This is a genomic window from Micromonospora sp. D93, from assembly GCF_018070365.1.
Lineage (GTDB): Bacteria > Actinomycetota > Actinomycetes > Mycobacteriales > Micromonosporaceae > Micromonospora > Micromonospora ureilytica.
The window spans coordinates 110,355-133,926 of the sequence record NZ_JAGPXW010000019.1 but is presented as its reverse complement, the minus strand read 5'-3'; the positions used below and the strand labels follow the sequence as shown (position 1 = coordinate 133,926).

Here is a 23,572-nt window from a genome sequence, read left to right as displayed (position 1 = left end):
AGTCGTCAATCGCGGTCGCAATGCGCATTGCCAGCGAGACGAGGTGCTCGTCGTCCCTATTCGGGTGGCATGTGCGGTCGTTGTGGTCGCTCCGCAGGTCGACGTCGATGTGTTCTTGGCGGGGCCTGTCACGTATAGGACGACAATGAGTTGGCTGGCCACCCCTTCTCACTTCCCACCTAATCTATGATATTGCCTATGGCGGATCTCCTGGACGTCTCGGACAAGATCGCTTCGGTTGTCTCGGCCGTCGCCGGCATCGCCAGCGCAGTGATAACTGTCCGAGTGTTGCGTAACGGTGGTCCAGGCAACCCGAAACCAAGCGATTCATCCGCTTCGGCAGAAGCCGAAGTGGCATCGTCGCCGGCCGCGGACATGGCGTTGCACGCGGCGATCCTTGGAGCCCAGGCAAACCCGATGGCCCCGGAGCCACCAACAATCCCGGAACCCGCTATGACGGCAGCAGACGCCAGGCTGATGGAGAGACAATCAGTTTCCGGGTCACCTGCAACAAGCGACCCGGCGGCAACGGATGCAGGCCCTGAGGTGATCGCGACGCTGGCGGCACGCGAGCCGTCGGCGATGGTCGAATCAAGCACGCCCACGCCAAGCTTCGAGAATTCCGGAGATGCCGCAGTTGCGGATGGAGACCCAGCCGAAGGACGTTCCGGTTTCTCCGGGGCGGTGCGTGAGTGGGTTCTGCCGGCCACCTGGTTCGTCGTGGCTCCGTTATTGCTGACCATGGCACACCTGACCTGGATAGGCAGGTCAGCGAACGCCAAGATTCAGGACGCCGGGAGATTCGCCCCCGACATCCAAGCCTTCTGGGAATGGACTACCAGCCACCCAGTGTCGATGCTGGCACTAGCTGCCTCCCCAGTCCTTGTTACCGCGTTGGGGTTTCTCGCCAGTGCTGCTTATTCATACTCCACGGCCCGTCCGGCGCCCGCGACCCGCCCAGCAGGCCAGCCCTCCCCTCCTCGCACAACCCGAGAGGAATGGAAGGAGGGATTGGTTGTATTGCTGATCAGCGTCTTTGCGATGGCAATCGCTATTCCGGTGTTGGTGATCGCGATGATAGTTGTACTCGATGTTGGCGTCCTGGTGTTCTGATCGAAGGGTCCGGCGCTGCTGCCGCCGCTTGCGCGGGTGTTCGCGGCATTGGTGGTCCGCACGACCTATGGCACGTCGCCTGGGTTGGCTGGGCACATGAGTAAGGCCCCCGACCGGGTTTCCCTGGTCAGAGGCCTTATTGTGCTGAGCAATCTTGGTGCCCCCGGCAGGATTCGAACCTGCGCCCCCGCCTCCGGAGGGCGGTGCTCTATCCCCTGAGCTACGGGGGCTCAGCGACTGGAGAAGACTAGCAAACCTCCCCTGCGTACGCCGAATCGGTATCGGGTGAGCCGATCGTGTCGGACCGGCCCACCCGGTGCTCAGGCGGCTGTCGCCCGCCCGCAGCTCGGCAGCGGGTGCAGGACGATTCGCCGAGGGGGCCGACGGGGCCACTCGTTGCGGGGCCAGGAGCCGTCCACGATCAGGTGGACGGTGCGCTGCTCCTCCCCGCTGAGCCGCAACACGAAGTCGCGGGGGAGCGGCGGGTCCACCGTCGGCGTGGTGATCATGAAGCGCACCCGACCGCGAGACGAGACAGCGGAGATCACGTCGGCCGCCGGCATCGTGCCGCGCAACCGGACCCGGCCGATCCAGTAGACCTCCGCGAGGTGCTCCTGGGCGGCCCGGGTGATCGCCGGGTACTCGCTACGAACCCAACGCTCGACCGCGCTAACGCAGAGGCCGCAGGCCCGCTCGCGCGGCTCCCGCGGACCCAACCCCCAGGCCCGCAGGTACGCCCCGACCGCGCCAACGTCCAACGGCAGGTCGAAGCGCCGCTGGATGAGCGTGGTGAGGCTCTGCCGCGTCCACAGCTCCTCGTCCAGGCCGAACTCGTCGGGGTGAACGCCCCGGAGCATGTCGATCAACTCGAGTTCCTGTTCGCGGCTGAGCATTCCCGGCTCGCCCTGCCGCTGTCCGCGACGGACGGCTGCCACCGCCCCGTCACCACCGATGGTGTGGCGTCGGCACCAACTGGTGACCGAACGCCGTGCGTCTCTGAGTGCAACCCCCACGTCTTGGGCAACGAGCCCGAATCGCAACTGGTCACGATATGTGGGGAGAAAACTCTCTAAGCAACGTAATCGCCTGTGCCGGGCAAAACACCCAAAAGCGACAAGTAGGCTTTCTCGCCCCACAGCCGGCAGTCCAGCGCCTAGATCGACTCGGCTTCTTGGAAGTCGGGGTTTCCCGATCGCGCGGACGGCGCGGCTTCCTGAAAACCGAGTCGATCATCGCCCAGGAGCCCTGGAGCCCTGGAGCCCTGGAGCCGCGTTCGAGATCTTGGACACTTTCCGTCAGCAGCTGACGGAAAGTGTCCAAGATCTCGAATGGTGGCTGGCGACTAGGCGGCCGAGGTCGGTGGCTGGATGGCGCGGCCAGCCTTGATTGACTCGGGTTTCTGGAAGTCGGGGTGTCTTGGTCGTGTGGACAGCGCGGTTTCCTGAAAACCGAGTCGATCAAGGGATAGAGCCAGGGCTCGGGCCAGGACTGCGCCCAAGGCATGCGGCCGGGACTGCGCCCAAGGCATGCGGCCGGGACTGCGGCCGGGACTGGGGCCGGGACTGGGGCCGGGACTGGGGCCGGGACTGGGGCCGGGACTGGGGCCGGGGCTGCGCCCGGGACTGGAGCCAGGGCTCCGGCCGGGACTGCGCCCGGGGGCCGGCCGGACCCGAGGTGCGGCCGAGGTGGGGGCTGCGGCCGGTGCCGAGGTCGGGCCGAGGTGGGGCCGGTTGTGGGGGACCGTGTCGGTGGCGGCGCGGGGGCCGAGCCGCGGGGAGTGTTGGTGTCGACATGGTGCGGCCCGCGCCACCGCCACAGATCGGCGGGGACGCGGGCCTGGTGCGGCCGTCCGGTCGGTCAGCCCTTGGCCTGCTCCTGGAGCTGCCGGAGGTTGTTCAACTCGGTCTGCTGGGTGGCCTTCATGGTCTTCGCCACCCGCACCACCTCGGCGTTGTCGGTCGCGCCGAGCACCGCGTCGACCATGTGGATGCCGCCCAGGTGGTGGGCATACATCAGGGCCAGGAACTGTCGATCCACCTCGACGCCCTGGGCGTCGCGAAGAGCGGTCATCTGTTGCGGCGTGGCCATGCCCGGCATCAGACCGTCCTTGACGGTGGCCCCGTCGGACATCCACGACATCGGCGGCTTCGACCCGGTCGGGCTGAGGTCCCATTCGCGGAGCCAGGTCTGCATCGCGCCGATTTCGCCCTGCTGACCGGTGGCGATGTCGACGGCGATCTGCCGTACCTCGGGGAGGGTCGCCGACCGGTACGCGATCAGGCTCATCTCCACAGCCTGCGCGTGGTGGGTCGTCATGTCCCGGGCGAAGCCCGCCTCGACCGAGGCGTCACCGGGTCGGGTGAGCCGCGGGGTGAGCAGACCGCCGGCGTACCCGAGGAGGAGCCCCACCACCACCATGATGGCGAGCGCCAGCACGCCGTAGCGCGACGCCGGGGCCCGGCCGCCCTCGTCCGGGGCGGCCGGGATCTCGTCGTACTCGCTGTCGGTGGTTGCCGGAGCGGTCATTGCCGTCCTTACTGGGTGGGCTGTTGCTGCTGCTGGAGCTCACGCGGCGTGGTGCCGGTGGCGGTGATGCCGGTGTTGCAGAGCGCCGTCGGGCCTTCGACGGAGGCGTTCACCCGCAGGTCCTTGATGAACTCGTCGATCCGCGAGTCGTCGGCGTTGTCGACCTTGAGCTGGTAGCCCCAGGCCTGCAGCGAGATCGGCTTGTCCAGGCCCTCGTAGGGGCTCATCAGCGTCTTCTCGACACCGCGCACCTTGCTGGCGAGCTTGTCGACCTGGTCCTTGGGCAGGTCGGGGCGGTAGGTGATCCACACCGCGCCGTGCTCCAGGCTGTGCACCGCGTGCTCGTTGGCGATCGGGGCGTCGTACACGTCGCCCATGCAGTTCTGCCAGGCGGCGTTGTGCACCCCACCCACCGGCGGCGAGTAGTTCCAGGTCAGTGGGCCAGCCTTGTGCGACTCGTACTTCAGGCTGTCCGGGTCGGACTTGCGGATGTTGGCGATGCCGTCGATGGCGTTGGCCCGCTTGTCCCACGGCTTGGAGCCCTGGAAGGACGCCCAGGCGCCGTACCCGATGATGCCGGCCGCGAGCACGCCGACCGCGACGAAGAGCGCGATCGGCCCCCACGCGCGGCCCTGGCTCACCTTGACCGGGGTGACCGGCTTGCGCGGGCCCTTGCCGCCGGCCCGGGGGGTGCCCGTCGGCTTGCCGGAACCGGCCTTGGCGCCGGACGCCGGCCGGCCCGCGGCCGGCTTCTTGCCGGTGCTGACCACGGTCGGGCGGCGCTCAGGGCCACCCGGGGTGCTGATGCTCATCGTGCCTCGTCAAGTCGGTCGGGCAGGGGAGTGGCGGGCCGGATGACGCGCAGGGGAGCCGCCGAGTGCCCGAGTCTACCCCCGATAACATGGTTGGGTGACTCCTGCAGAACTAGCCTCGGTCGTCCTTGCCGCCGCCCACGCCGTCTTCGAGCAGCGTGGGCTCGACCGCGCGGCGCTGCCGGCGAGCACGGTGGTGGAGCGACCGCGCAACCCCGAGCACGGCGACTACGCCTCGACGCTCGCGCTGCAGTTGAGCAAGAAGGTGGGCGTCCCACCTCGGGAGCTGGCTACGGCCCTGGCCGACGAGCTGGGCCGGGCGTCGGGTGTCAAATCGGTGGAAATCGCCGGGCCGGGCTTCCTGAACATCCGGCTCGACGCCGCTGCGGCCGGTCAGCTCGCGCGGGTGATCGTCGAGGCCGGCGCGGAGTACGGCCGCAGTGACCGGCTCGCCGGCGAGAAGATCAACCTGGAGTTCGTCTCGGCCAACCCGACCGGGCCGGTGCACATCGGCGGGGTCCGCTGGGCGGCCGTGGGTGACGCGCTGAGTCGGCTGCTGCGCGCCACCGGCGCCGACGTCGGCACGGAGTACTACTTCAACGACGCCGGTTCGCAGATCGACAGGTTCGCCCGCTCGCTGCTCGCGGCCTCGAAGGGTGAGCCGGCGCCGGAGGACGGTTACGGCGGGGCGTACATCGCCGAGATCGCCACCGAGGTGCAGGCCCGCCGGCCGGAGGTGCGCTCGCTCGACGACGCCGCCGCCCAGGAGGTCTTCCGGGTCGAGGGCGTCGCGCTGATGTTCGACGAGATCCGCACCTCGCTGCGTGACTTCGGGGTGGAGTTCGACACCTACTTCAACGAGAAGGACCTGCACGACCGGGGTGAGCTCGACCTGGCGTTGAACCGGCTGCGTGAGCAGGGGCACCTCTACGAGTCCGAGGGCGCCACCTGGCTGCGCACCACCGACTTCGGCGACGACAAGGACCGGGTGCTGCGCAAGTCCAACGGCGAGTGGACGTACTTCGCCGCGGACTGCGCCTACTACCTGGACAAGCGCGAGCGCGGCTTCGAGCGGGTCGTGATCATGCTGGGCGCCGACCACCACGGGTACATCGGCCGGATGAAGGCGATGTCCGCCTGCTTCGGCGACGACCCGGAGCGCAACCTGGAGATCCTCATCGGGCAGCTGGTCAATTTGCTGCGCGACGGCGCCCCGATGCGGATGAGTAAGCGGGCCGGCACCGTGATCACCCTGGAGGACCTGGTCGAGGCGATCGGCGTGGATGCCTCCCGGTACGCGTTGGCCCGCTACTCCAGCGACTCCCCGATCGACATCGACATCGAGCTGTGGACCAAGGCCAAGAACGACAACCCGGTCCACTACGTGCAGTACGTCGGCGCGCGGACGGCGAACCTGTCCAGTAACGCTGCCGATCTGGGGCTGACTCGGGGCGCGCCCGAGGACTTCCGCCCCGAGCTGCTCGATCATGAGAAGGAGAACGAGCTGCTCAAGGCGCTCGCCGAGTTCCCGGCGGTGGTCGCCACCGCCGCCGAGCTGCGCGAACCGCACCGGGTGGCCCGCTACCTGGAGGAGAGCGTCGCGCAGTCCTACCACCGGTTCTACGACAACTGCCGGATCCTGCCGCGCGGCGACGAAGAGATCACCGACCTGCACCGGGCCCGGCTCTGGCTCAACGACGCCACCCGCACGGTGGTCGCCAACGGCCTGTACCTGCTCGGCGTCTCCGCACCCGAGAGGATGTGACATGAGGGCTCATGAGGCCGGTGCGCTGCACGCGGACATCAGCCACCAGGGGCCGGCCTGGCTGCGTGCCCCGGCCGACGTCAACGCCCTCGTGCCGGCGCTGTGGCCGCGGTCGGTGACGCGCGGCGCCGACGGTGCTGTCGCCGTCGCGGGCCTGAGCGTCCGCGACATCGCGGCCGAGTTCGGCACCCCGGTGTACGTCCTGGACGAGGCCGACCTGCGGTCGCGCTGCCGCGACTTCCGGGCGGCCTTCCCGACCGAGGACGTCTTCTACGCGGGCAAGGCGTTCCTCTGCCGGGCCGTGGTCCGGATGATCGCCGAGGAGGGGCTGCACCTGGACGTCTGCACCGGTGGTGAGTTGGCCACCGCGCTGTCGGCCGGAATGCCGCCGGAGCGGATCGGCTTCCACGGCAACAACAAGTCGGTCGCCGAGCTGGGCCGGGCGCTGGACGCCGGGGTGGGCCGGATCATCGTCGACTCGTTCACCGAGATCGACCGGCTCACCGCGCTGGCCCGCGAGCGCGGGGTTCGGCCCCGGGTGCTGGTCCGGGTCACGGTGGGCGTCGAGGCGCACACCCACGAGTTCATCGCCACCGCCCACGAGGACCAGAAGTTCGGCTTCTCGCTGGCCGGCGGCGCCGCCGCGAACGCCGCGTTCAAGATCCTCGACGAGGGTGTGCTGGAGTTGCGTGGTCTGCACTCGCACATCGGCTCGCAGATCTTCGACGCCAGCGGCTTCGAGGTCTCGGCCCGTCGGGTGCTCGCCCTCCAGGCGCAGATCCGCGATGCGCGCGGGGTGGAGCTTCCCGAGCTGGACCTGGGCGGTGGCTTCGGCATCGCGTACACCACCCAGGACGACCCGGCGACACCGCAGGATCTGGCCAAGCGCCTTCGCAAGATCGTCGATTCGGAGTGCGCCGCGGAGAACCTCGCCGTACCGCACCTGTCGATCGAGCCGGGCCGGGCCATCGTCGGGCCGGCCGTGTTCACCCTGTACGAGGTCGGCACGGTCAAGGAACTCGACGGCATCCGTACGTACGTCAGCGTCGACGGCGGGATGAGCGACAACATCCGCACCGCCCTCTACGACGCGTCCTACTCGGCCACGCTGGCCTCGCGGGCCTCCGGCGCCCAGGCGTTGCTCGCCCGCGTGGTGGGAAAGCACTGTGAGTCCGGGGACATCGTGGTGAAGGATGAATTCCTGCCCGCCGACGTGCAGCCCGGAGATCTTGTCGCAGTGCCCGGCACCGGTGCGTACTGCCGAAGCATGGCCAGCAACTACAACCACGTGCCCCGGCCACCGGTGGTCGCGGTGCGCGACGGCCAGGCGCGCCTGATCGTCCGGCGGGAAACCGAAGAGGACCTGCTCGCATTGGATGTGGGATGACGTCACCTCTGCGCTTGGCGCTGCTCGGCTGTGGCACTGTCGGCCAGGAGGTGGTCCGGCTGCTGCACGAGCAGTCGGCCGACCTGACCGCGCGGATCGGCGCTCCGCTGGAGATCGCCGGCATCGCCGTCCGTCGGCTCGGCCGCGACCGGGGTGACCTGCCGGTCGACGAGAACCTGTTCACCAACGACGCGCTCGGCCTGATCAAGCGCGACGACGTGGACGTGGTGATCGAGATGGTCGGTGGCATCGAGCCGGCCCGGACCTGGCTGGTCGAGGCGCTGCGTAGCGGCAAGAGCGTGGTCACCGCCAACAAGGCGCTGCTCGCCGAGGATGGTGTGGCCCTGCACGAGGCGGCGGCCGAGGGCGGCGGCGACCTCTACTACGAGGCGTCCGTGGCCGGGGCCATCCCGCTGCTGCGCCCGCTGCGGGAGTCGCTGCACGGCGATCGGATCAACCGGGTCACCGGCATCGTCAACGGCACCACCAACTTCATCCTCTCCGCGATGGACGCTACCGGCGCCGGCTTCGCCGAGGCCCTCGAAGAGGCCACCGCCCTGGGGTACGCGGAGGCCGACCCGACCGCCGACGTGGAGGGCTTCGACGCGGCGGCGAAGGCGGCGATCCTCGCCTCGCTGGCGTTCCACACCCGGGTCGGCGCCGCCGACGTGCACCGCGAGGGCATCACCGAGGTGACCGCCGCGGACATGGCCAGCGCCCAGGCGATGGGCTGCACGATCAAGCTGCTCTGCATCGCGGCCCGGGGCGTCGACTCCACCGGCCGGGAGACGGTGAGCGTCCGGGTGCACCCGGCGATGATCCCGCGCAGCCACCCGCTGGCCAGCGTCGGGGACGCGTTCAACGCGGTCTTCGTGGAGGCGGACGCGGCCGGGGAGCTGATGTTCTACGGTCGGGGCGCCGGCGGCGCGCCCACCGCCAGCGCGGTGCTCGGAGACGTGGTCGCGGTGTCCCGTAACCGGCTCGCCGGGGTGCGTGCGGCCAGCGAGAGCGCGTACGCGGACCTGGCGGTCCGGCCGATGGGTGAGGCGTTGACCCGCTACCACGTGAGCCTCGACGTGGCCGACCGGCCGGGTGTGCTGGCCTCGGTGGCGAGTGTGTTCGCCCGGCACGACGTGTCGATCGCGACAGTGCGGCAGGGCTCGGCGGGTGGGCCAGCGGGCCGCGGCGGCGCCGAGTTGGTCATCGTGACGCATGTGGCACCGGACGCCGCGCTCGCCGCGACCGTCGGCGAGCTGCGCGGTCTGGACATTGTCCGGTCGGTGACCAGTGTGCTGCGGGTCGAGGGCGACGCCTGAGTCGTTGCATCATCGACGGGACGGCTCGCGCGTCCCGCCAGGTGGGTAAGTGGGGGGTGTGCCATCGACCGCTCCGGCAGGTTGGTCCAAGGTGGCCCTGATGTTCGGGCGGGCGCGGCGGTAGAGGCGAGGAGAGCGACATGTGGCGGGGTCTGATCGAGGCGTACCGGGATCGGCTGCCGGTCACCGCGGCCACGCCGGTCGTCACGCTGCACGAGGGGAACACCCCGCTGTTGCCGGCGCCGGTGCTGTCCGCCCGGCTGGGTTGCGACGTGCACCTCAAGGTGGAGGGCGCCAACCCGACCGGCTCCTTCAAGGACCGGGGGATGACCCTCGCCGTGTCCAAGGCGGTCGAGGCCGGCAACAAGGCCATCATCTGCGCCTCCACCGGCAACACCAGCGCCTCCGCCGCGGCGTATGCGGCTCGGGCCGGGCTGACCTGTGCCGTGTTGGTGCCGCAGGGCAAGATCGCGTTGGGCAAGCTGGCCCAGGCGCTGGTGCACGGCGCGAAGCTGCTCCAGGTGAGTGGCAACTTCGACGACTGCCTCGCGACGGCGGCCAAGCTCGCCCAGGACTACCCGGTCGCGTTGGTCAACTCGGTCAACATCGACCGGCTGCACGGCCAGAAAACCGCGGCGTTCGAGATCGTCGAGGCGCTCGGTGACGCGCCCGACATCCACTGCCTGCCGGTCGGCAACGCCGGCAACATCTCCGCGTACTGGATGGGATATTCGGAGGAGATGACCGCCGGCGCCACCACCCGGACGCCGAAGATGTACGGCTTCCAGGCCGCCGGGGCGGCCCCGATCGTGACCGGCAAGGTGGTGCCGGAGCCGTCGACGATCGCCACGGCGATCCGGATCGGCAACCCGGCGAGCTGGACCAAGGCACTGGATGCCCGGGACGCGTCCGGTGGCCTGATCGCGTCGGTGACCGACCGGGAGATCCTTTCCGCGTACCGTCTGCTCGCCCGCGAGGTGGGGGTCTTCGTCGAGCTGGGCAGCGCGGCCAGCGTGGCCGGCCTGTTGCAGCAGGCCGCGGCGGGCGCGGTGCCGCCCGGCTCCACTGTGGTCTGCACGGTGACCGGCCACGGGCTGAAGGACCCGGAGTGGGCGATCTCCACCGCGCCGGCGCCGTTGACCATCGCGAACGACCCGCTGGCCGCGGCCCGCGCGCTCGACCTGGCCTGAGCGCGCCACCGTCCGGCTGGTGATCGACGGCGGGTAGGCGGACGGCGGGACGGCCTGGGGGTGGCGGGGGTCGAGGTATGCGAGTCCGGCACACTTTCGGGTATCCCCGCCCGCATTCTCGTTCAGGAGTGAGCCAGGCCGATGTCGCTGCTCGCCAGATTCAGCCTCGCCAACCGAGGGCTGATTGCCCTCATCGCGGTGGTGACCACGGTGTTCGGAGCGTTCGCCGTGCCGTCGCTGAAGCAGCAACTGCTGCCGTCGCTCGAGTTCCCGGCCGCGTTCATCGTGGCCCCCTATCCCGGCGCCGGCCCCGAGATCGTCGAGTCGCAGGTGACCGAGCCGATCGAGAACGCCCTCCAGGGCATCCCGGGGCTGGACAAGGTCACCTCCACGTCCCGCGAGGGCGCGGCCACCGTCCAGGTGACGTACGAGTTCGGCACCGACCTCGACGACGTGGTCAACAAGATGCAGACCGCGTTGAGCCGGATCGACTCCCAGCTGCCGGAGAACGTCGACCCGCAGGTCATCGCCGGTAGCACCGACGACCTTCCGGCCGTGGTGTTGGCTGCGGCCGGCGCGGCGGACGAGCGGGCGCTCGCCGAGAAGCTGCGCGCGACGGTGGTGCCGGAGCTGGAGGGCATCGAGGGGGTACGCACGGTCGAGGTGACCGGCACCCGCGACGACATCGTGGTGGTGACCCCGGACCCGGCGAAGCTGGCCGCCGCGAAGGTCCAGCCGACGGCGATCGGCGCGGCGCTGAAGACCAACGGCGTGGCGGTTCCGGCCGGCGCGGTGACCGACGGCTCGCTGACCCTCCCGGTGCAGGTCGGCACGCCGATCGCCACCCTGGAGGACCTGCGCGGCATCGTGGTCGTCCCGGGCGCGGCACCCGTCCGCCTCGGTGACGTGGCGGCGGTCGAGCAGCAGCTCGCCCCGGCCACGGCGATCACCCGGACCAACGGCAAGGACAGCCTCGGCATCGCGGTCACCGCGGCGCCGGACGGCAACGCCGTGCAGATCTCGCACGAGATCCGCGACCGGCTCGACGACCTGAAGGACGCCTCCGGCGCGGAGCTGACAGTCGTCTTCGACCAGGCGCCGTTCGTCGAGAAGTCGATCGAGTCGCTGACCACGGAGGGCCTGCTGGGCCTGGTGATGGCGGTCATCGTCATCCTGGTCTTCCTGCTGTCGGTGCGCTCGACCGTGGTCACCGCGGTTTCCATCCCGCTCTCCGTGCTGGTGGCGCTGATCGCCCTGTGGATCGGTGACTACTCGCTCAACCTGCTCACCCTCGGCGCGTTGACCATCGCGGTCGGTCGGGTGGTGGACGACTCGATTGTGGTGTTGGAGAACATCAAACGACACCTGGAGTACGGCGAGGAGAAGCGGCACGCGATCATCACGGGTGTCCGGGAGGTGGCCGGTGCGGTGACCGCGTCCACCCTCACGACGGTGGCGGTGTTCGCGCCGATCGCGCTGGTCGGCGGGTTCGTGGGCCAGCTCTTCGCGCCGTTCGCGATCACCGTGACGGTGGCCCTGCTCGCCTCGCTGCTGGTGTCGCTGACAGTCATCCCGGTCCTCGCGTACTGGTTCCTCAAGCCGCGCGGCGGCACCGCGGACGACGAGGCGGTCCGGCGCGCTGCGGAGGAGAAGGAGCTGCGTAGCCCGTTGCAGCGGGCGTACCTGCCGGTGATCGGGTTCGCCACCCGCAAGCGGTCGACCCGCTGGATCACGGTCGGGCTCGGCCTGCTGGTGCTCTTCGGCACCTTCGGTCTGGCGCAGAAGTTGGAGACCAACTTCCTGGACGACTCCGGCCAGGACACTCTCAACATGAGCCAGGAACTGCCGGCCGGCAGTGGCCTGGCGGCCACCGACGCGGCGGCCAAGCAGGTCGAGTCGGTGCTGTCCCGGACCGAGGGCGTCGAGACGTACCAGGTGACCGCCGGCGGTGGGGACAACCCGTGGGCGGGCGGCGGCGGCAACAATGTCGCCAGTTGGTCGTTGGCGCTCGACGGTGACACTGACGCGAAGCAGATGCGTGAGGTGCTGCGCAAGGAGTTCGACAAGCTCGGCGCCGGTGTGGGTGAGGTCAGCTTCGGTGGCGGGCAGGAGGCGTCGACCAGCCAGCTGGAGGTGATCGTCCAGGCCAGCGACCCGGAGGCGTTGACCCGGGCCGCCGAGGAGGCGCGGGCCGCGATGGCCGGTGTTCCGGACGTCGAGGACGTCACCACCAGCCTGGCCGCGCGGGTTCCGCGGGTCGACGTGACCGTCGACCGGGTCGCCGCCGGGCGGGCCGGGCTCACCGAGGCCGCCGTGGGGCAGCTCGTGTCGCAGGCGTTCCGGGGGGCGCCGCTGGGTCAGGTCGCGCTCGACGGCCAGCAGCAGAACGTGGTGCTGCGGTTGGGCACGCAGCCCCCGATGACAGTGGAGGAGCTGCGGGCACTGCCGGTGGGTCCGGTCAAGCTGGACGACATCGCGGACGTCACGCAGGGTGAGGGCCCGCAGCAGGTCACCCGGATCGACGGTGAGCGCAGCGTGTCGGTGACCGGCGCGGCGACCGGCTCGAACCTGGGCGCGACCAGCACCGAGTTGCAGAAGCGGCTGGACGGCATCGACGTGCCGGGCGCGAGCTTCACCATCGGTGGTGTCAGCGCTGATCAGGCGGATGCCTTCGCGGACCTGGGCCTGGCGGTGCTGGCCGCGATCGCGATCGTCTTCCTGATCATGGTGGCCACGTTCCGCAGTCTCACTCAGGCGTTGATCCTGCTGATCTCCATCCCGTTCGCGTCGACCGGCGCGATCGGCCTGCTGTTGATCACCGGGACGCCGCTCGGTGTGCCGGCGCTGATCGGCGTGCTGATGCTGGTCGGCATCGTGGTGACCAACGCGATCGTGTTGCTCGACCTGATCAACCAGTATCGGGCGCAGGGCATGGGGGTCCGGGAGGCGGTGGTCGAAGGTGGCCGTCGCCGGCTGCGCCCGATCCTGATGACGGCGGTGGCGACCATCTTCGCGCTGCTGCCGATGGCGTTCGGCTTGACCGGTGAGGGCGGCTTCATCTCTCAGCCGCTGGCGGTCGTGGTGATCGGTGGTCTGCTCAGCTCGACGCTGCTCACGCTGATCCTGGTGCCGACGCTGTACTCGATGGTGGAGCACACCAAGGAGTCGCTGCGGGGTCGGCGCGCACGGCGACGCTCCGGGGGGTCGGCGGTGACCACGACGGAGGCGGACGAGGCGCCGGCCCCGAACCAGGTCGCGGTGCCGAGCGGCGCACCCGCTCCGGCTGCGGCCGAGGGTGTGCAGCCGGCCGGGCGACCCGCGCCGTCGGCCGCCCTGGTGGAGGGTACGGACCAGTTCGAGGTGCTGCGGCTGCCCCGTAGCCGCACCTCGCCACTGCCTCCGGCGGAGCCGACCGAGTAGATCGGAGCGCGGTTCGGAACGCCCCCGGTGGATTTTTCACCGGGGGCGTTCCAGCTCCATCCGACCGAAACACTCCGACTCGACCGACCCACACTTTGTGTAACTTCTTGCATACTCCTCGTAGATGGATGGGGGTGTGGGTGGAGCGGGGTGGGCGGACGGACGAGGGCGCGCGCGGGTGGGGGCGACGCGACCTCTTGCGCCGTGGCCTGCTGGTGCTGGGCGGTGTGGCGCTCGGCGCGGCGACGTCCGAGGCGTGGTGGATCACCCACCGCCGGATGCCGATCGCCGGCGGCCCCGCCAGCGCCACCCTCGGTAACGGGCAGCAGGATGTCGGCTCCGGCGCCCTGGAGGTCGTCTGGTCGGGGAGGACCAACCAGCGCCTGGTGGCCCTCACCTTCGACGACGGCCCCGCACCACAGTGGACTCCGATGGTGCTCGACACCCTGGCCCAGCACCGGGTTCCGGCCACCTTCTTCATGGTCGGCGCGCAGGTCCGCCGGCACGCCGACGTCGTCCGTGACCGGCTCGCCGGGCACGAGGTGGGCAACCACAGCTGGGAGCACCGGGACCTGGCCGAACTGGACACCGCCGAAGCGTACGACGACCTGCGCCGCAGCCACGACGTGATCGCCGACCTGACCGGCACGCCGCCGGTGCTCCTCCGGCCGCCGTACGGCCACCTGGGCGGGGCGGTGCTGCACGCGGCGGCCCGGCTGGACTATCGGCTGGTGCTCTGGTCGTTGCAGATGGTGGAGCGTGAGTTCCCCGACGATCCGGCCGGGCACGCCCGACGAATCGTGGAGGGGGTCCGACCGGGAACGATCATGCTCGGCCACGATGTGGGGGCGCGCCGGCGGCTGGTCGCACTGCGGGGCCTGCCCGACATGATCAACGGGTTACGGTCCCGCGGTTACACCTTCGTCACGGTTTCCGCGCTGCTGGGAGCGGGTGTGGCTCCGACACCAACCATGTAGGGTCGCGCTCCGTGGCGTCCACCCTCTCGGTTCTGACCGGCAATCGGAGCTTTCGCAACCTGTTCCTCGCCGAGTTGGTGGTCTTCGGCGCCGACTGGTTCGTCATGGTGCCGCTGTTGGTGCTGCTGCCGCAACTGACCGGCAGCGGCGTCTGGGGCGCGCTGGTGTTGGCGGTGGACACCGGCATCGTGGCGTTGCTGCTGCCGTACACCGGCACGATCGCCGACCGCTTCGACCGCCGGAAGATCATGATCTGCGCGAACGTCGCCGCGCTGGCGGGCGTGCTGCTGCTGCTCGGTGTGCGGAACGCCGGAACGGCGTGGCTGGCGCTTGTCGCGATCGGCGTGGTGGCAGTCGCCAAGGCGTTCTACTCGCCGGCCGCCCAGGCCGCGCTGCCCAACGTGCTGGAGCCGCACGAGCTCGCCGCTGGCAACGCCGTCGCAGGCTCGGCCTGGGGCACCATGACCGTGGTCGGCGCCTCCCTCGGCGGCGTACTCAGCACCGCTGCCGGCCCGTACGTCTGCTTCTGGGTGGCGGCGGCGGGCCTGGCGATGGCCGCGGGCCTCGCCACCCGGATCCGCCGGCCGTTGCAGGCACCCCGGGACGCCGACCAACCGGCCCAACGCACCTGGTCGGCCGTCCGCGAGGCGCTCGGCTACATCGGTCACCGCCCCCGGGTGCTCGCGCTTGTCACTGTGAAGTCCGCGGTGGGCCTGGGCAACGGCGTGCTGACCGTGTTCCCGCTGCTGGCCGGTGTGTACGGTGTCGGCCCGCTCGGCGCCGGCCTGCTCTTCGCGGTACGGGGCGCGGGAGCATTGGTGGGGCCGATCCTGATGCGCCGGGTGCTGACCAACCGGGCCTGGCTGCTGCCCGGCCTCGCGTTGTCCATGTCGCTCTACGGCCTGTCCTACCTGGGCACCTCGGTGGTGCGATGGTTTCCGCTGGTGCTGCTGCTGGTCTTCGTGGCGCACTTCGCGGGTGGCAGCAACTGGGTGATGTCGAACTTCGCACTCCAGGGCGAGGTCCCGGACCGGCTTCGTGGCCGCGTCTTCGCCACCGACATGATGCTGGCGACGCTGGCGATCTCGGTGAGCCAACTGGCGGTGGCCCTGGTGGTGGACGTGGTCGACGAGCGGGTGGTGCTCGCCGGCTGCGGTCTGATCACCCTCGTGTACGCGGTCGGTTGGCGGATCGCCACCCGCCGGCTGTCGCTCACCGACCCGGCCGCCGAACCGGTTCCGGACCCGGCCGGCTGAACTCGACGGTCCCAGGCAGCGGGCACGGGGCCGGTTCGTCGGTGCCGACCCCTAGCATGAGCGCGTGCCGACGAACTTCACCGCCGAGCCGGTCCGAGTCCGGGTTCCCGCGACCAGTGCCAACCTGGGCCCGGGCTTCGACGCGCTGGGTCTCGCCCTCGGGCTCTACGACGACGTGGCCGCCGAGGTCGCGTCGGGCGGTGTGCGGGTGACAGTGACCGGGCAGGGCGCCGCTGAGCTGCCCGACGACGACCGACACCTGGTGGTGCGGGCCATGCGCGCCGCGTTCGACGTGCTCGGGGCCCACCCCGACGGGCTGAGCGTGGAGTGCGTCAACCGGATCCCGCAGGCGCGTGGGCTGGGCTCGTCGTCCGCCGCGATCGTCGCCGGGGTGCTGCTGGCCCGTGCCCTCGTCGTCGATGGCGGGCACCGCCTCGACGACGCCGGCGCGCTCCGGCTGGCCGCCGAGATCGAGGGCCACCCCGACAACGTGGCGCCGTGCCTGCTCGGTGGTTTCACAGTGGCCTGGTCCGAGCCGGGTGGTGCCCGGGCGGTGTCCCTGCCGGTCGCCGACGCGGTGCGGCCCACCGTTTTCGTTCCGTCGGAACGCGGACTGACCGCTACCGCGCGGGCGGCTCTGCCGGCCACCGTGCCGCATGGCGACGCCGCGTTGACCGCGGGCCGGGCGGCACTGCTGGTGCACGCGCTCACCACGGACCCGACCCTGCTGCTGCCGGCTACCGTCGACCGGCTCCATCAGGATTATCGCGCAGCCGGGATGCCCGGCACGTCTTCCCTGGTCAACGCGTTGCGAGAGGCCGGTGTGGCAGCTGTGGTCAGTGGGGCGGGCCCGACTGTCCTGGCGCTCAGCGGGCCTCCAGCGGGCTTCCCGGTGGGAACAGACTGGGAGATCTGGCAGTTACCGATAGACGTCAGCGGCGCACGGGTCGCACGGGGTAGACTTGGACACGCCGAGCGGGACCCTGTTGCCGCAGGTCGGAAGAGTTGATTACGCTCTAGACCTAGCACAGCCGCGAAGCACGCGATCTCCTGCGGGGCGGCGCACCCCCGAAGCTCTCGGCGGTCAGCCCGTCTACCCCTGCCAAAGGCCCACGCCGCACCGCAGTTTCCACAGGTCGCCGCAGACGGCGAGACCTGCTCACCGACGTTGGTGAGTCGGGATACCGACCGGCTGCTGTGTCACAAGACTCCCGCGACGCGTCCTTGCGAGGCGGGTGCACCGAGGCCGCCCGGCCACCTGAGCTCCGACTCCGGGCAGTCCCGGCCTTATCGAGGGAAGGAATCCATTGAGCGACACCACCGACGTGACGTCGGATGTTTCCAACGTCGCTGGCGATGCCACCGCCGCCGCTCCCGCCCGTCGTCGGCGTAGCGGCACCGGTCTGTCGGCGATGCTGCTGCCAGAGCTGCAGAGCCTGGCTGCGTCGCTCGGCATCTCCGGCACGGCTCGCATGCGCAAGGGCGAGCTGATCGCCGCGATTTCCGAGCGGCAGGGCGGCAACGCCGCCGGGACCCCTCGACCACGGGCCGAGGTCGCGGCCGCGGCCGCCCCAACCCGTGAGGGGGTGCGCGCCGAGGTGCGGGAGACCGCAGACCGGCCGGCAGCCGAAGGGCGCGGTGCCGAGCAGGCGCCGGCCGAGCCGGCCGCCGAGCCCGAGGGTCGTAGCCGTACCCGGCGGAGCCGGACCGCAACGACCGAGGCCCGTGCCACCGAGACGCGCCCCGCTGAGGCGCGTGCGACCGAGGCGCGTGCCACCGAGACCCGTACCGACGAGGCGGAAGCCGGCGAGCGGGCCGACCGTGGCGAGAACCGCCGCGACCGGGCCGAGCGTGCGGAGCGTGCCGAGCGGACCGAGCGTGCCGAGCGGACCGAGCGGACCGAGCGTGCCGATCGCGGCGAGCGGACCGATCGCGCCGATCGTGGCGAGCGTTCCGACCGGACCGATCGGGGCGAGCGTGCCGCCGACCGGCCCGAGCGTGCCACCGACCGGACCGAGCGTTCCGACCGTGGCGAGCGTGCCGATCGGGGCGAGCGCAACGACCGGAGCGAGCGTTCCGACCGTGGCGAGCGCAACGACCGGAGCGAGCGTTCCGATCGGGGTGAGCGGGCCGAGCGCAACGACCGACCCGACCGCGGTGACCGCAACGACCGCAACGACCGCAACGATCGTGGCCAGCGTGCCGAGCGTGTCGAGCGGGACAGCGACGACGACGACGGCGAGGGTGGCGGCCGGCGCGGCCGGCGCAGCCGTTTCCGGGACCGTCGCCGCGGGCGTGGCGAGCGCACCGAGACCGGTGCCGACACCGGTGGGCGTGAGCCGCAGGTCAGCGACGACGACGTGCTCGTCCCGGTGGCCGGCATCATCGACGTGCTCGACAACTACGCCTTCGTGCGGACGACCGGTTACCTGGCCGGCCCGAACGACGTGTACGTCTCGATGTCCCAGATCAAGAAGTACGGCCTGCGCCGCGGTGACGCGATCACCGGTGCGGTGCGGGCGGCCCGCGACGGCGGCAACAGCGGCGACCAGCGGCGCGACAAGTACAACCCGCTGATGCGGCTGGACACGATCAACGGGATGGAGCCGGAGGAGGCGCGGCGTCGTCCGGAGTTCTACAAGCTCACCCCGCTCTACCCGCAGGAGCGCCTGCGGTTGGAGACTGAGCCGCACATCCTGACCACCCGGGTCATCGACCTGGTCATGCCGATCGGCAAGGGCCAGCGGGCACTCATCCAGTCTCCGCCGAAGGCGGGCAAGACGATGGTGCTGCAGGCGATCGCGAACGCGATCACCCGCAACAACCCGGAGTGCCACCTGATGGTGGTGCTGGTGGACGAGCGGCCCGAAGAGGTCACCGACATGCAGCGGTCGATCAAGGGCGAGGTCATCGCGGCCACGTTCGACCGTCCGCCGCAGGACCACACCACGGTGGCCGAGCTGGCCATCGAGCGGGCCAAGCGCCTAGTCGAGCTTGGACACGACGTCGTCGTGCTGCTCGACTCGGTGACCCGGCTCGGTCGGTCGTACAACCTGGCGGCGCCGGCCAGCGGCCGGATCATGTCGGGTGGTATCGACTCCACAGCGCTCTACCCGCCGAAGCGCTTCCTCGGCGCGGCCCGCAACATCGAGAACGGCGGGTCGCTGACCATCATCGCCACGGCGCTGGTGGAGACCGGGTCCATGGCGGACACGGTCATCTTCGAGGAGTTCAAGGGCACCGGTAACGCCGAGTTGAAGCTGGACCGGAAGATCGCCGACAAGCGGACCTTCCCGGCCATCGACATCAACCCGTCCGGTACGCGTAAGGAAGAGGTCCTGCTCGCACCGGAAGAGCTGGCCATCATCCACAAGCTCCGCAAGGTGCTGCACTCGCTGGACTCGCAGGCGGCGATGGATCTCCTGCTGGACCGGCTCAAGCAGTCCCGCACGAACATCGAGTTCCTGATGCAGATCGCGAAGTCGACGCCGGGGGAGTAACCATCCCGGTAACGACGAAGGGGCACGGCCATCGCGGCCGTGCCCCTTCGGCATGTCCAGTGGCCGACCGGACCTCAGAAGTCGCCGTCGGCCACCTGGAAGACGGTGAGGCCGAGGGATCGCCACATCTGGACCACCTGGACGCGGTCGTCGAAGACGCCGGCCACCCGGTAACGGTCTCGGATCTCCCGGTCGTAGATCTCCCGCTTGACGATGGAGTCCTTCCGGGAGTCACCGATGGCCCGCAGGTGCAGGCCCAGGTAGGGCACTCGTACGTGCCGGGCCAGCCACGCCTCGGTGGCCGCGCGGGCGGAGGCGTCCCTCCCGGAGCAGAAGACCACCCCGTAGCCGGCGGCGTGCATCGCCCGGACCGCCGCGATCACCGCCGTGTTCGGCTGGTCCTGGCCCACCCGGGTCATGTCGTACGGGCTGCGGGAGACGGCCAGCGCGACGGTGCCGTCGATGTCCACCAGGACGATCTCCGGTGGCTCGGTCGACGGCGGGTGCACCACGGCGGGGCGTCCGGTGCGGGCCTGCGGCACCGGCAACGGCAGTGTCCGCCCCTGCAGGTACCGCTCGTGCAGCCGGCGGATCGCGTCCGCGCCGACCTGGTCGGCGGCCGGGCGGGCGGCGTCACGGCGCAGGCACTCGTCCAGCGGCACGTCGGTGAAGTCGTGCACCTCGAAATCCGCGCCGTGCCGGGCGGCCAGGTCGGCCCAGCCCCGCAGGGTCCGTGAGCGCAGGTTGGTGTCGTCCACGCAGACGTCCGCGCGGGCCCGCAGCAGCGCCTCGACCTGAGCCTGCTGCACGGCGGTCACCTGCGCCTCGGCCCACTGGGTGAACAGCCGCTCGCCGTGCAGCATCCGGCGCAGGTCGTCCCGGTTGACCCGCGAGACGGACGGTTGGAGCGTGCGGGCGAACGTTGTCTTGCCCGAGGCGGGTAGTCCCCGGGTGGCGATCAGGCGGGTCATCGACGCACCTCCGGCTCGACGGGCGTACCCCGGTCGGGGTACAGGGCGGCTGTCCGCCGGGTGCGCGAATGCCCTGCCGGGCGGCGGGAATGCGGACGGGTAGGCACGTGTTGACGATGCCGGACGAGGTGTGCGGCCCGATTACCGGGTCGGCTCAGGCCCATGGCACACTGGTCAATCGGCCACCGGTTCCGGTTCACGCCCGAGCCCGTCGCGTACGGCGCGACGAGCGATGACGGCGACCCGGCGACCACCAACGAGAGGACCGAGGCGATGAAGGCAAACATCCACCCGGAGTACGTGACCACCGAGGTCAGCTGCTCCTGTGGCAACACGTTCACGACCCGCAGCACCGCCAAGGGCGGGGCGATCCACGCCGAGACCTGCAGCGCCTGCCACCCGTTCTACACCGGTAAGCAGCGCGTTCTCGACACCGCCGGCCGGGTCGCGAAGTTCCAGCAGAAGTACGCCAAGGTTCAGGCCAAGAAGGCCAAGTAGCTCCTCGTTCGGCGCCCGCGTCCGGTTTTTCGCCGGACGCGGGCGCCGTCCGCTTTTCCCTCTGTTTCTGTCCGGCCGCTGGCCTCCCGGCCTCCGGCCCGGTCGTCGCGCACCGTCGAAGGAGCATCCGCAGCATGAGCAGCGAGCGTCTGGCCGGCCTTCTCGACGAGTACGCGGAGCTGGAGAAGCGGTTGGCCGATCCGGCCATCCACACCGACCAGGCCACCGCGCGCAGGGTCGGCCGCCGGTACGCCGAGCTGGTGCCGCTGCACAAGGCCGCCGACGAGTTGGAGCAGGCCCGCGCCGATCTGGCCGCGGCTCGCGAGCTGGCCGCCGAGGACCCGTCCTTCGCGGGTGAGGCGGACGCCATCGCAGGGTCCCTGCCGGTGCTGGAGGAGCGCCTCGCCGAGCTGCTCATCCCACGCGACCCGCACGACGCCAAGGACGTGATCGTCGAGATCAAGGCCGGTGAGGGTGGCGAGGAGTCGGCGCTGTTCGCCGGTGACCTGCTGCGGATGTACACCCGGTACGCCGAGCGGCACGGCTGGGTCACCGAGGTGATCGACGCACAGGATTCCGACCTCGGCGGGGTCAAGGACGTCTCCCTGGCGATCAAGACCAAGGGCGTGCCGGACGGCGGCAACGGCGTCTGGTCGCGGCTCAAGTGGGAGGGCGGCGTCCACCGGGTGCAGCGTGTCCCGGTGACCGAGTCGCAGGGCCGGATCCACACCAGCGCCGCCGGGGTGCTGGTGCTGCCGGAGGCCGAGGACGTCGACGTCACGATCGACCAGAACGACCTGCGCATTGACGTGTTCCGCTCGTCCGGCCCGGGTGGCCAGTCGGTGAACACCACCGACTCGGCGGTGCGGATCACCCACCTGCCGACCGGCATCGTCGTCTCCTGCCAGAACGAGAAGTCCCAGTTGCAGAACCGGGAGCAGGCGATGCGGATCATGCGGGCCCGGCTGCTCGCCGCCGCCCAGGAGCAGGCCGACGCCGCCGCCTCGGACGCGCGCAAGGCCCAGGTGCGCACCGTGGACCGCTCGGAGCGGATCCGCACCTACAACTTCCCGCAGAACCGGATCACCGACCACCGGATCGGCTACACCGCGTACAACCTGGACCTGGCGCTCGGCGGCGAGCTGGACGGGGTGCTGGACGCCCTCACCGAGGCCGACCGGGCCGCCCGGCTCGCCGGCGACACCGAGCTGACCCGCCGCTGAGCTGACCCGCTCGCGCGGGGGCGATCAGCTCGCGCGGGGGCGGGTCTTGGCGCGGAGCATCTCGCGGTCGGCCTGCTCGAACGCGATGCTGAGCGCGTCGCGCAGCCCGCTGCCGCCGGAGACCTCGGCGAAGCCGATGCTCACCCCGACGGGGGTGCCCGGCACCAACGATTCCCAGTCCTCCTGTCGGACCGCTGCCTCGATCCGGCGGGCCACCTCGGCGGCCTCGGTCATGCCGGTGTCCGGCAGCACCACCACGAACTCGTCACCGCCGTAACGGGCCACGAAGTCGTGCCGGCGCATCACCCGGTTGATCACGCCGGCGATGCGCTGGAGCACCAGGTCACCGGAGTGGTGGCCGTGCCGGGTGTTGACCGCCTTGAAGCCGTCCAGGTCGCAGACGCCGATGACCACCCGTTCGCCACGGGTGACCACTGCGGTGATGTACCGCTCCAGCCGGCGGCGGTTGGGCAGCCCGGTGAGCGGGTCGGTCAACGCCTCACCCTCGAAGCGCGCCGCCTCACGGCGCATCTCCTCGTGGTCGATGCGGGCGGCGATGCCGTCGATGTAGACGTCGCGCAGCCGGTCGTTTCGCTGCGCGGCGAGCCGGAACGCCAGCCGGTCGGCCCGGTGCGCTGCCAGGTGGTCCCCGACGCGGGTCAGCGCGATGCTGCGCAGCCGGGCCGGCTCGGCCGCCCCTAGCGTCTCGTTGGACACCTGGACGGTGTCCAGTCGGGCGACCGCCTCGATCGGCCTACCGTCGGCGACGGCGAGGCAGACCTGCCCGAGCTGACGCAGGTCACGGGCGCGGGCGCTGTCGCCACCGTGGCTGATCAACCGGGCCGGCTCGGGGCCTTCGGTGGCCACCTGGTCGCCGAGCGCGGCCTGCCGGGCCGCCGCGTAGCCGTACGCCGCGAGGCTGCTCGGGCGTAGTTGGCTGGCCCGCCCGGCGCGGACGAAGCGGGTCAGGTCGGCGGCCACGTCCCGGAGCACCCGCAGACAACCGTCGCTGTCGCCGTTGTGGTCCAGGGCCACGGCGTTGCGCAGCCGGATGCCGGGCGCGGCGAACGTCTCCTCCGGGATCCCGGCGGTCAGCCCGAGCTGCCGGGCCCGCTCGATGGCGCCCAGGGCGTACCCGTGGAAGCTGAGGTAGCTGTAGGCCATGGCCAGGTCGTGCCAGCCCCAGGCGGTGTCCCGGTCCGGGTCGGCGACGGCGCCCAGCGCCCGGGCCGCTCGGACGAGGTGCATGACGCAGCGGTCCAGTGCGCCCTGGTGGTGCGCGGCGAGCGCGGCAAGCGCGTTGAGGTGACCGTGCAGATAGGGCTCGGCGAGGTCGCGGACCGCCGCCGACGCCTCTTCGATGGCCCGGGTGAACTCCGCGGTCCGACCGAGATTGATCAGCGCGGAGAGGCGCTGCACCATCGCGTCCGCCCGCGCCGCCGGGTCGGTGGTGGTGCGGATCACACGCTCCAGCAGGACGTACGCCTCCGCGGAGCGGCTGGCCTCCTGCAACGCCCGGGCGTGCGTGAGGGCGTCAACCTGGTCATCGACCCGGTCGAGCCAGCCCACCCGCCAACCTCCTGTCGTGCGCGCCTGCGCGCACCTGTTCGTCACGTCG

General features: G+C 70.8%; 17 protein-coding genes and 1 tRNA gene. 12 read left to right on the top strand and 6 right to left on the bottom strand.

The window, feature by feature from the left end; all coding sequences use genetic code 11:
• Positions 1 to 198 precede the first annotated feature (198 nt).
• Positions 199 to 1,113 carry a hypothetical protein gene (locus KBX71_RS21340; protein ID WP_210819739.1) on the top strand — a complete coding sequence of 305 codons (915 nt, stop codon included), beginning with the start codon at positions 199 to 201 and terminating at the stop codon, positions 1,111 to 1,113.
• A 155-nt stretch (positions 1,114 to 1,268) separates the two neighbouring features.
• Here the strand turns inward: KBX71_RS21340 and KBX71_RS21335 are convergent.
• The 4 genes from KBX71_RS21335 to KBX71_RS21320 form a co-directional block, all read right to left on the bottom strand.
• Positions 1,269 to 1,343, bottom strand: a tRNA-Arg gene (locus KBX71_RS21335).
• Positions 1,344 to 1,433: 90 nt separating this feature from the next.
• Positions 1,434 to 2,126, bottom strand: coding sequence for a winged helix-turn-helix domain-containing protein (locus tag KBX71_RS21330; RefSeq protein ID WP_210819738.1), 693 nt, complete (start codon positions 2,124 to 2,126; stop codon positions 1,434 to 1,436).
• Positions 2,127 to 2,970: 844 nt separating this feature from the next.
• Positions 2,971 to 3,639 carry a DUF305 domain-containing protein gene (locus tag KBX71_RS21325; protein WP_210819737.1) on the bottom strand — a complete coding sequence of 223 codons (669 nt, stop codon included), beginning with the start codon at positions 3,637 to 3,639 and terminating at the stop codon, positions 2,971 to 2,973.
• Between the two features lie 8 nt (positions 3,640 to 3,647).
• A complete protein-coding gene (locus tag KBX71_RS21320) occupies positions 3,648 to 4,451 on the bottom strand; it encodes a DUF3105 domain-containing protein (RefSeq protein WP_196929720.1) in 804 nt (267 codons plus the stop codon).
• Positions 4,452 to 4,548: 97 nt separating this feature from the next.
• Here KBX71_RS21320 and argS point away from each other — a divergent pair, with 97 nt between their 5' ends.
• The 9 genes from argS to rho all read left to right on the top strand — a co-directional run bounded on the left by argS (position 4,549) and on the right by rho (position 19,262).
• Positions 4,549 to 6,216 (top strand): arginine--tRNA ligase, encoded by a 1,668-nt coding sequence (gene argS, locus KBX71_RS21315; RefSeq protein WP_210819736.1) that lies wholly within the window; start codon positions 4,549 to 4,551, stop codon positions 6,214 to 6,216.
• Position 6,217: 1 nt separating this feature from the next.
• A complete protein-coding gene (gene lysA, locus KBX71_RS21310; RefSeq protein ID WP_210819735.1) occupies positions 6,218 to 7,603 on the top strand; it encodes a diaminopimelate decarboxylase in 1,386 nt (461 codons plus the stop codon).
• Positions 7,604 to 7,611: 8 nt separating this feature from the next.
• On the top strand, positions 7,612 to 8,919 hold the full coding sequence (locus KBX71_RS21305) for a homoserine dehydrogenase (protein ID WP_210819751.1): 1,308 nt from the start codon (positions 7,612 to 7,614) through the stop codon (positions 8,917 to 8,919).
• 140 nt (positions 8,920 to 9,059) lie between these two features.
• Entirely contained in the window at positions 9,060 to 10,109 is a 1,050-nt protein-coding gene (gene thrC, locus KBX71_RS21300) for a threonine synthase (RefSeq protein WP_196929723.1), read from the top strand.
• 141 nt (positions 10,110 to 10,250) lie between these two features.
• Entirely contained in the window at positions 10,251 to 13,529 is a 3,279-nt protein-coding gene (locus tag KBX71_RS21295) for an efflux RND transporter permease subunit (RefSeq protein WP_210819734.1), read from the top strand.
• A 128-nt stretch (positions 13,530 to 13,657) separates the two neighbouring features.
• Complete coding sequence (locus KBX71_RS21290) at positions 13,658 to 14,506, top strand: polysaccharide deacetylase family protein (protein WP_210819733.1); 849 nt, start codon at positions 13,658 to 13,660, stop codon at positions 14,504 to 14,506.
• Positions 14,507 to 14,517: 11 nt separating this feature from the next.
• On the top strand, positions 14,518 to 15,762 hold the full coding sequence (locus KBX71_RS21285) for an MFS transporter (RefSeq protein WP_210819732.1): 1,245 nt from the start codon (positions 14,518 to 14,520) through the stop codon (positions 15,760 to 15,762).
• 64 nt (positions 15,763 to 15,826) lie between these two features.
• Positions 15,827 to 16,771 carry a homoserine kinase gene (gene thrB, locus KBX71_RS21280; RefSeq protein ID WP_210819731.1) on the top strand — a complete coding sequence of 315 codons (945 nt, stop codon included), beginning with the start codon at positions 15,827 to 15,829 and terminating at the stop codon, positions 16,769 to 16,771.
• A 298-nt stretch (positions 16,772 to 17,069) separates the two neighbouring features.
• On the top strand, positions 17,070 to 19,262 hold the full coding sequence (gene rho / locus KBX71_RS21275; protein ID WP_210819730.1) for a transcription termination factor Rho: 2,193 nt from the start codon (positions 17,070 to 17,072) through the stop codon (positions 19,260 to 19,262).
• Between the two features lie 74 nt (positions 19,263 to 19,336).
• Here the strand turns inward: rho and KBX71_RS21270 are convergent, their stop codons facing one another.
• Positions 19,337 to 20,233 (bottom strand): AAA family ATPase, encoded by an 897-nt coding sequence (locus KBX71_RS21270; RefSeq protein WP_210819729.1) that lies wholly within the window; start codon positions 20,231 to 20,233, stop codon positions 19,337 to 19,339.
• A 273-nt stretch (positions 20,234 to 20,506) separates the two neighbouring features.
• On the opposite strand from KBX71_RS21270, the gene rpmE reads away from it, so the two are divergent.
• Together rpmE and prfA are read left to right on the top strand one after the other, a co-directional pair.
• The gene (gene rpmE, locus KBX71_RS21265; protein WP_030333150.1) at positions 20,507 to 20,731 is read left to right on the top strand and encodes a 50S ribosomal protein L31; all 225 of its coding nucleotides are present in this window, start codon (positions 20,507 to 20,509) and stop codon (positions 20,729 to 20,731) included.
• Between the two features lie 134 nt (positions 20,732 to 20,865).
• On the top strand, positions 20,866 to 21,954 hold the full coding sequence (prfA, locus tag KBX71_RS21260) for a peptide chain release factor 1 (RefSeq protein ID WP_210819728.1): 1,089 nt from the start codon (positions 20,866 to 20,868) through the stop codon (positions 21,952 to 21,954).
• 24 nt (positions 21,955 to 21,978) lie between these two features.
• Here the strand turns inward: prfA and KBX71_RS21255 are convergent, their stop codons facing one another.
• Complete coding sequence (locus tag KBX71_RS21255; protein WP_210819727.1) at positions 21,979 to 23,523, bottom strand: diguanylate cyclase; 1,545 nt, start codon at positions 23,521 to 23,523, stop codon at positions 21,979 to 21,981.
• Positions 23,524 to 23,572: the final 49 nt, after the last annotated feature.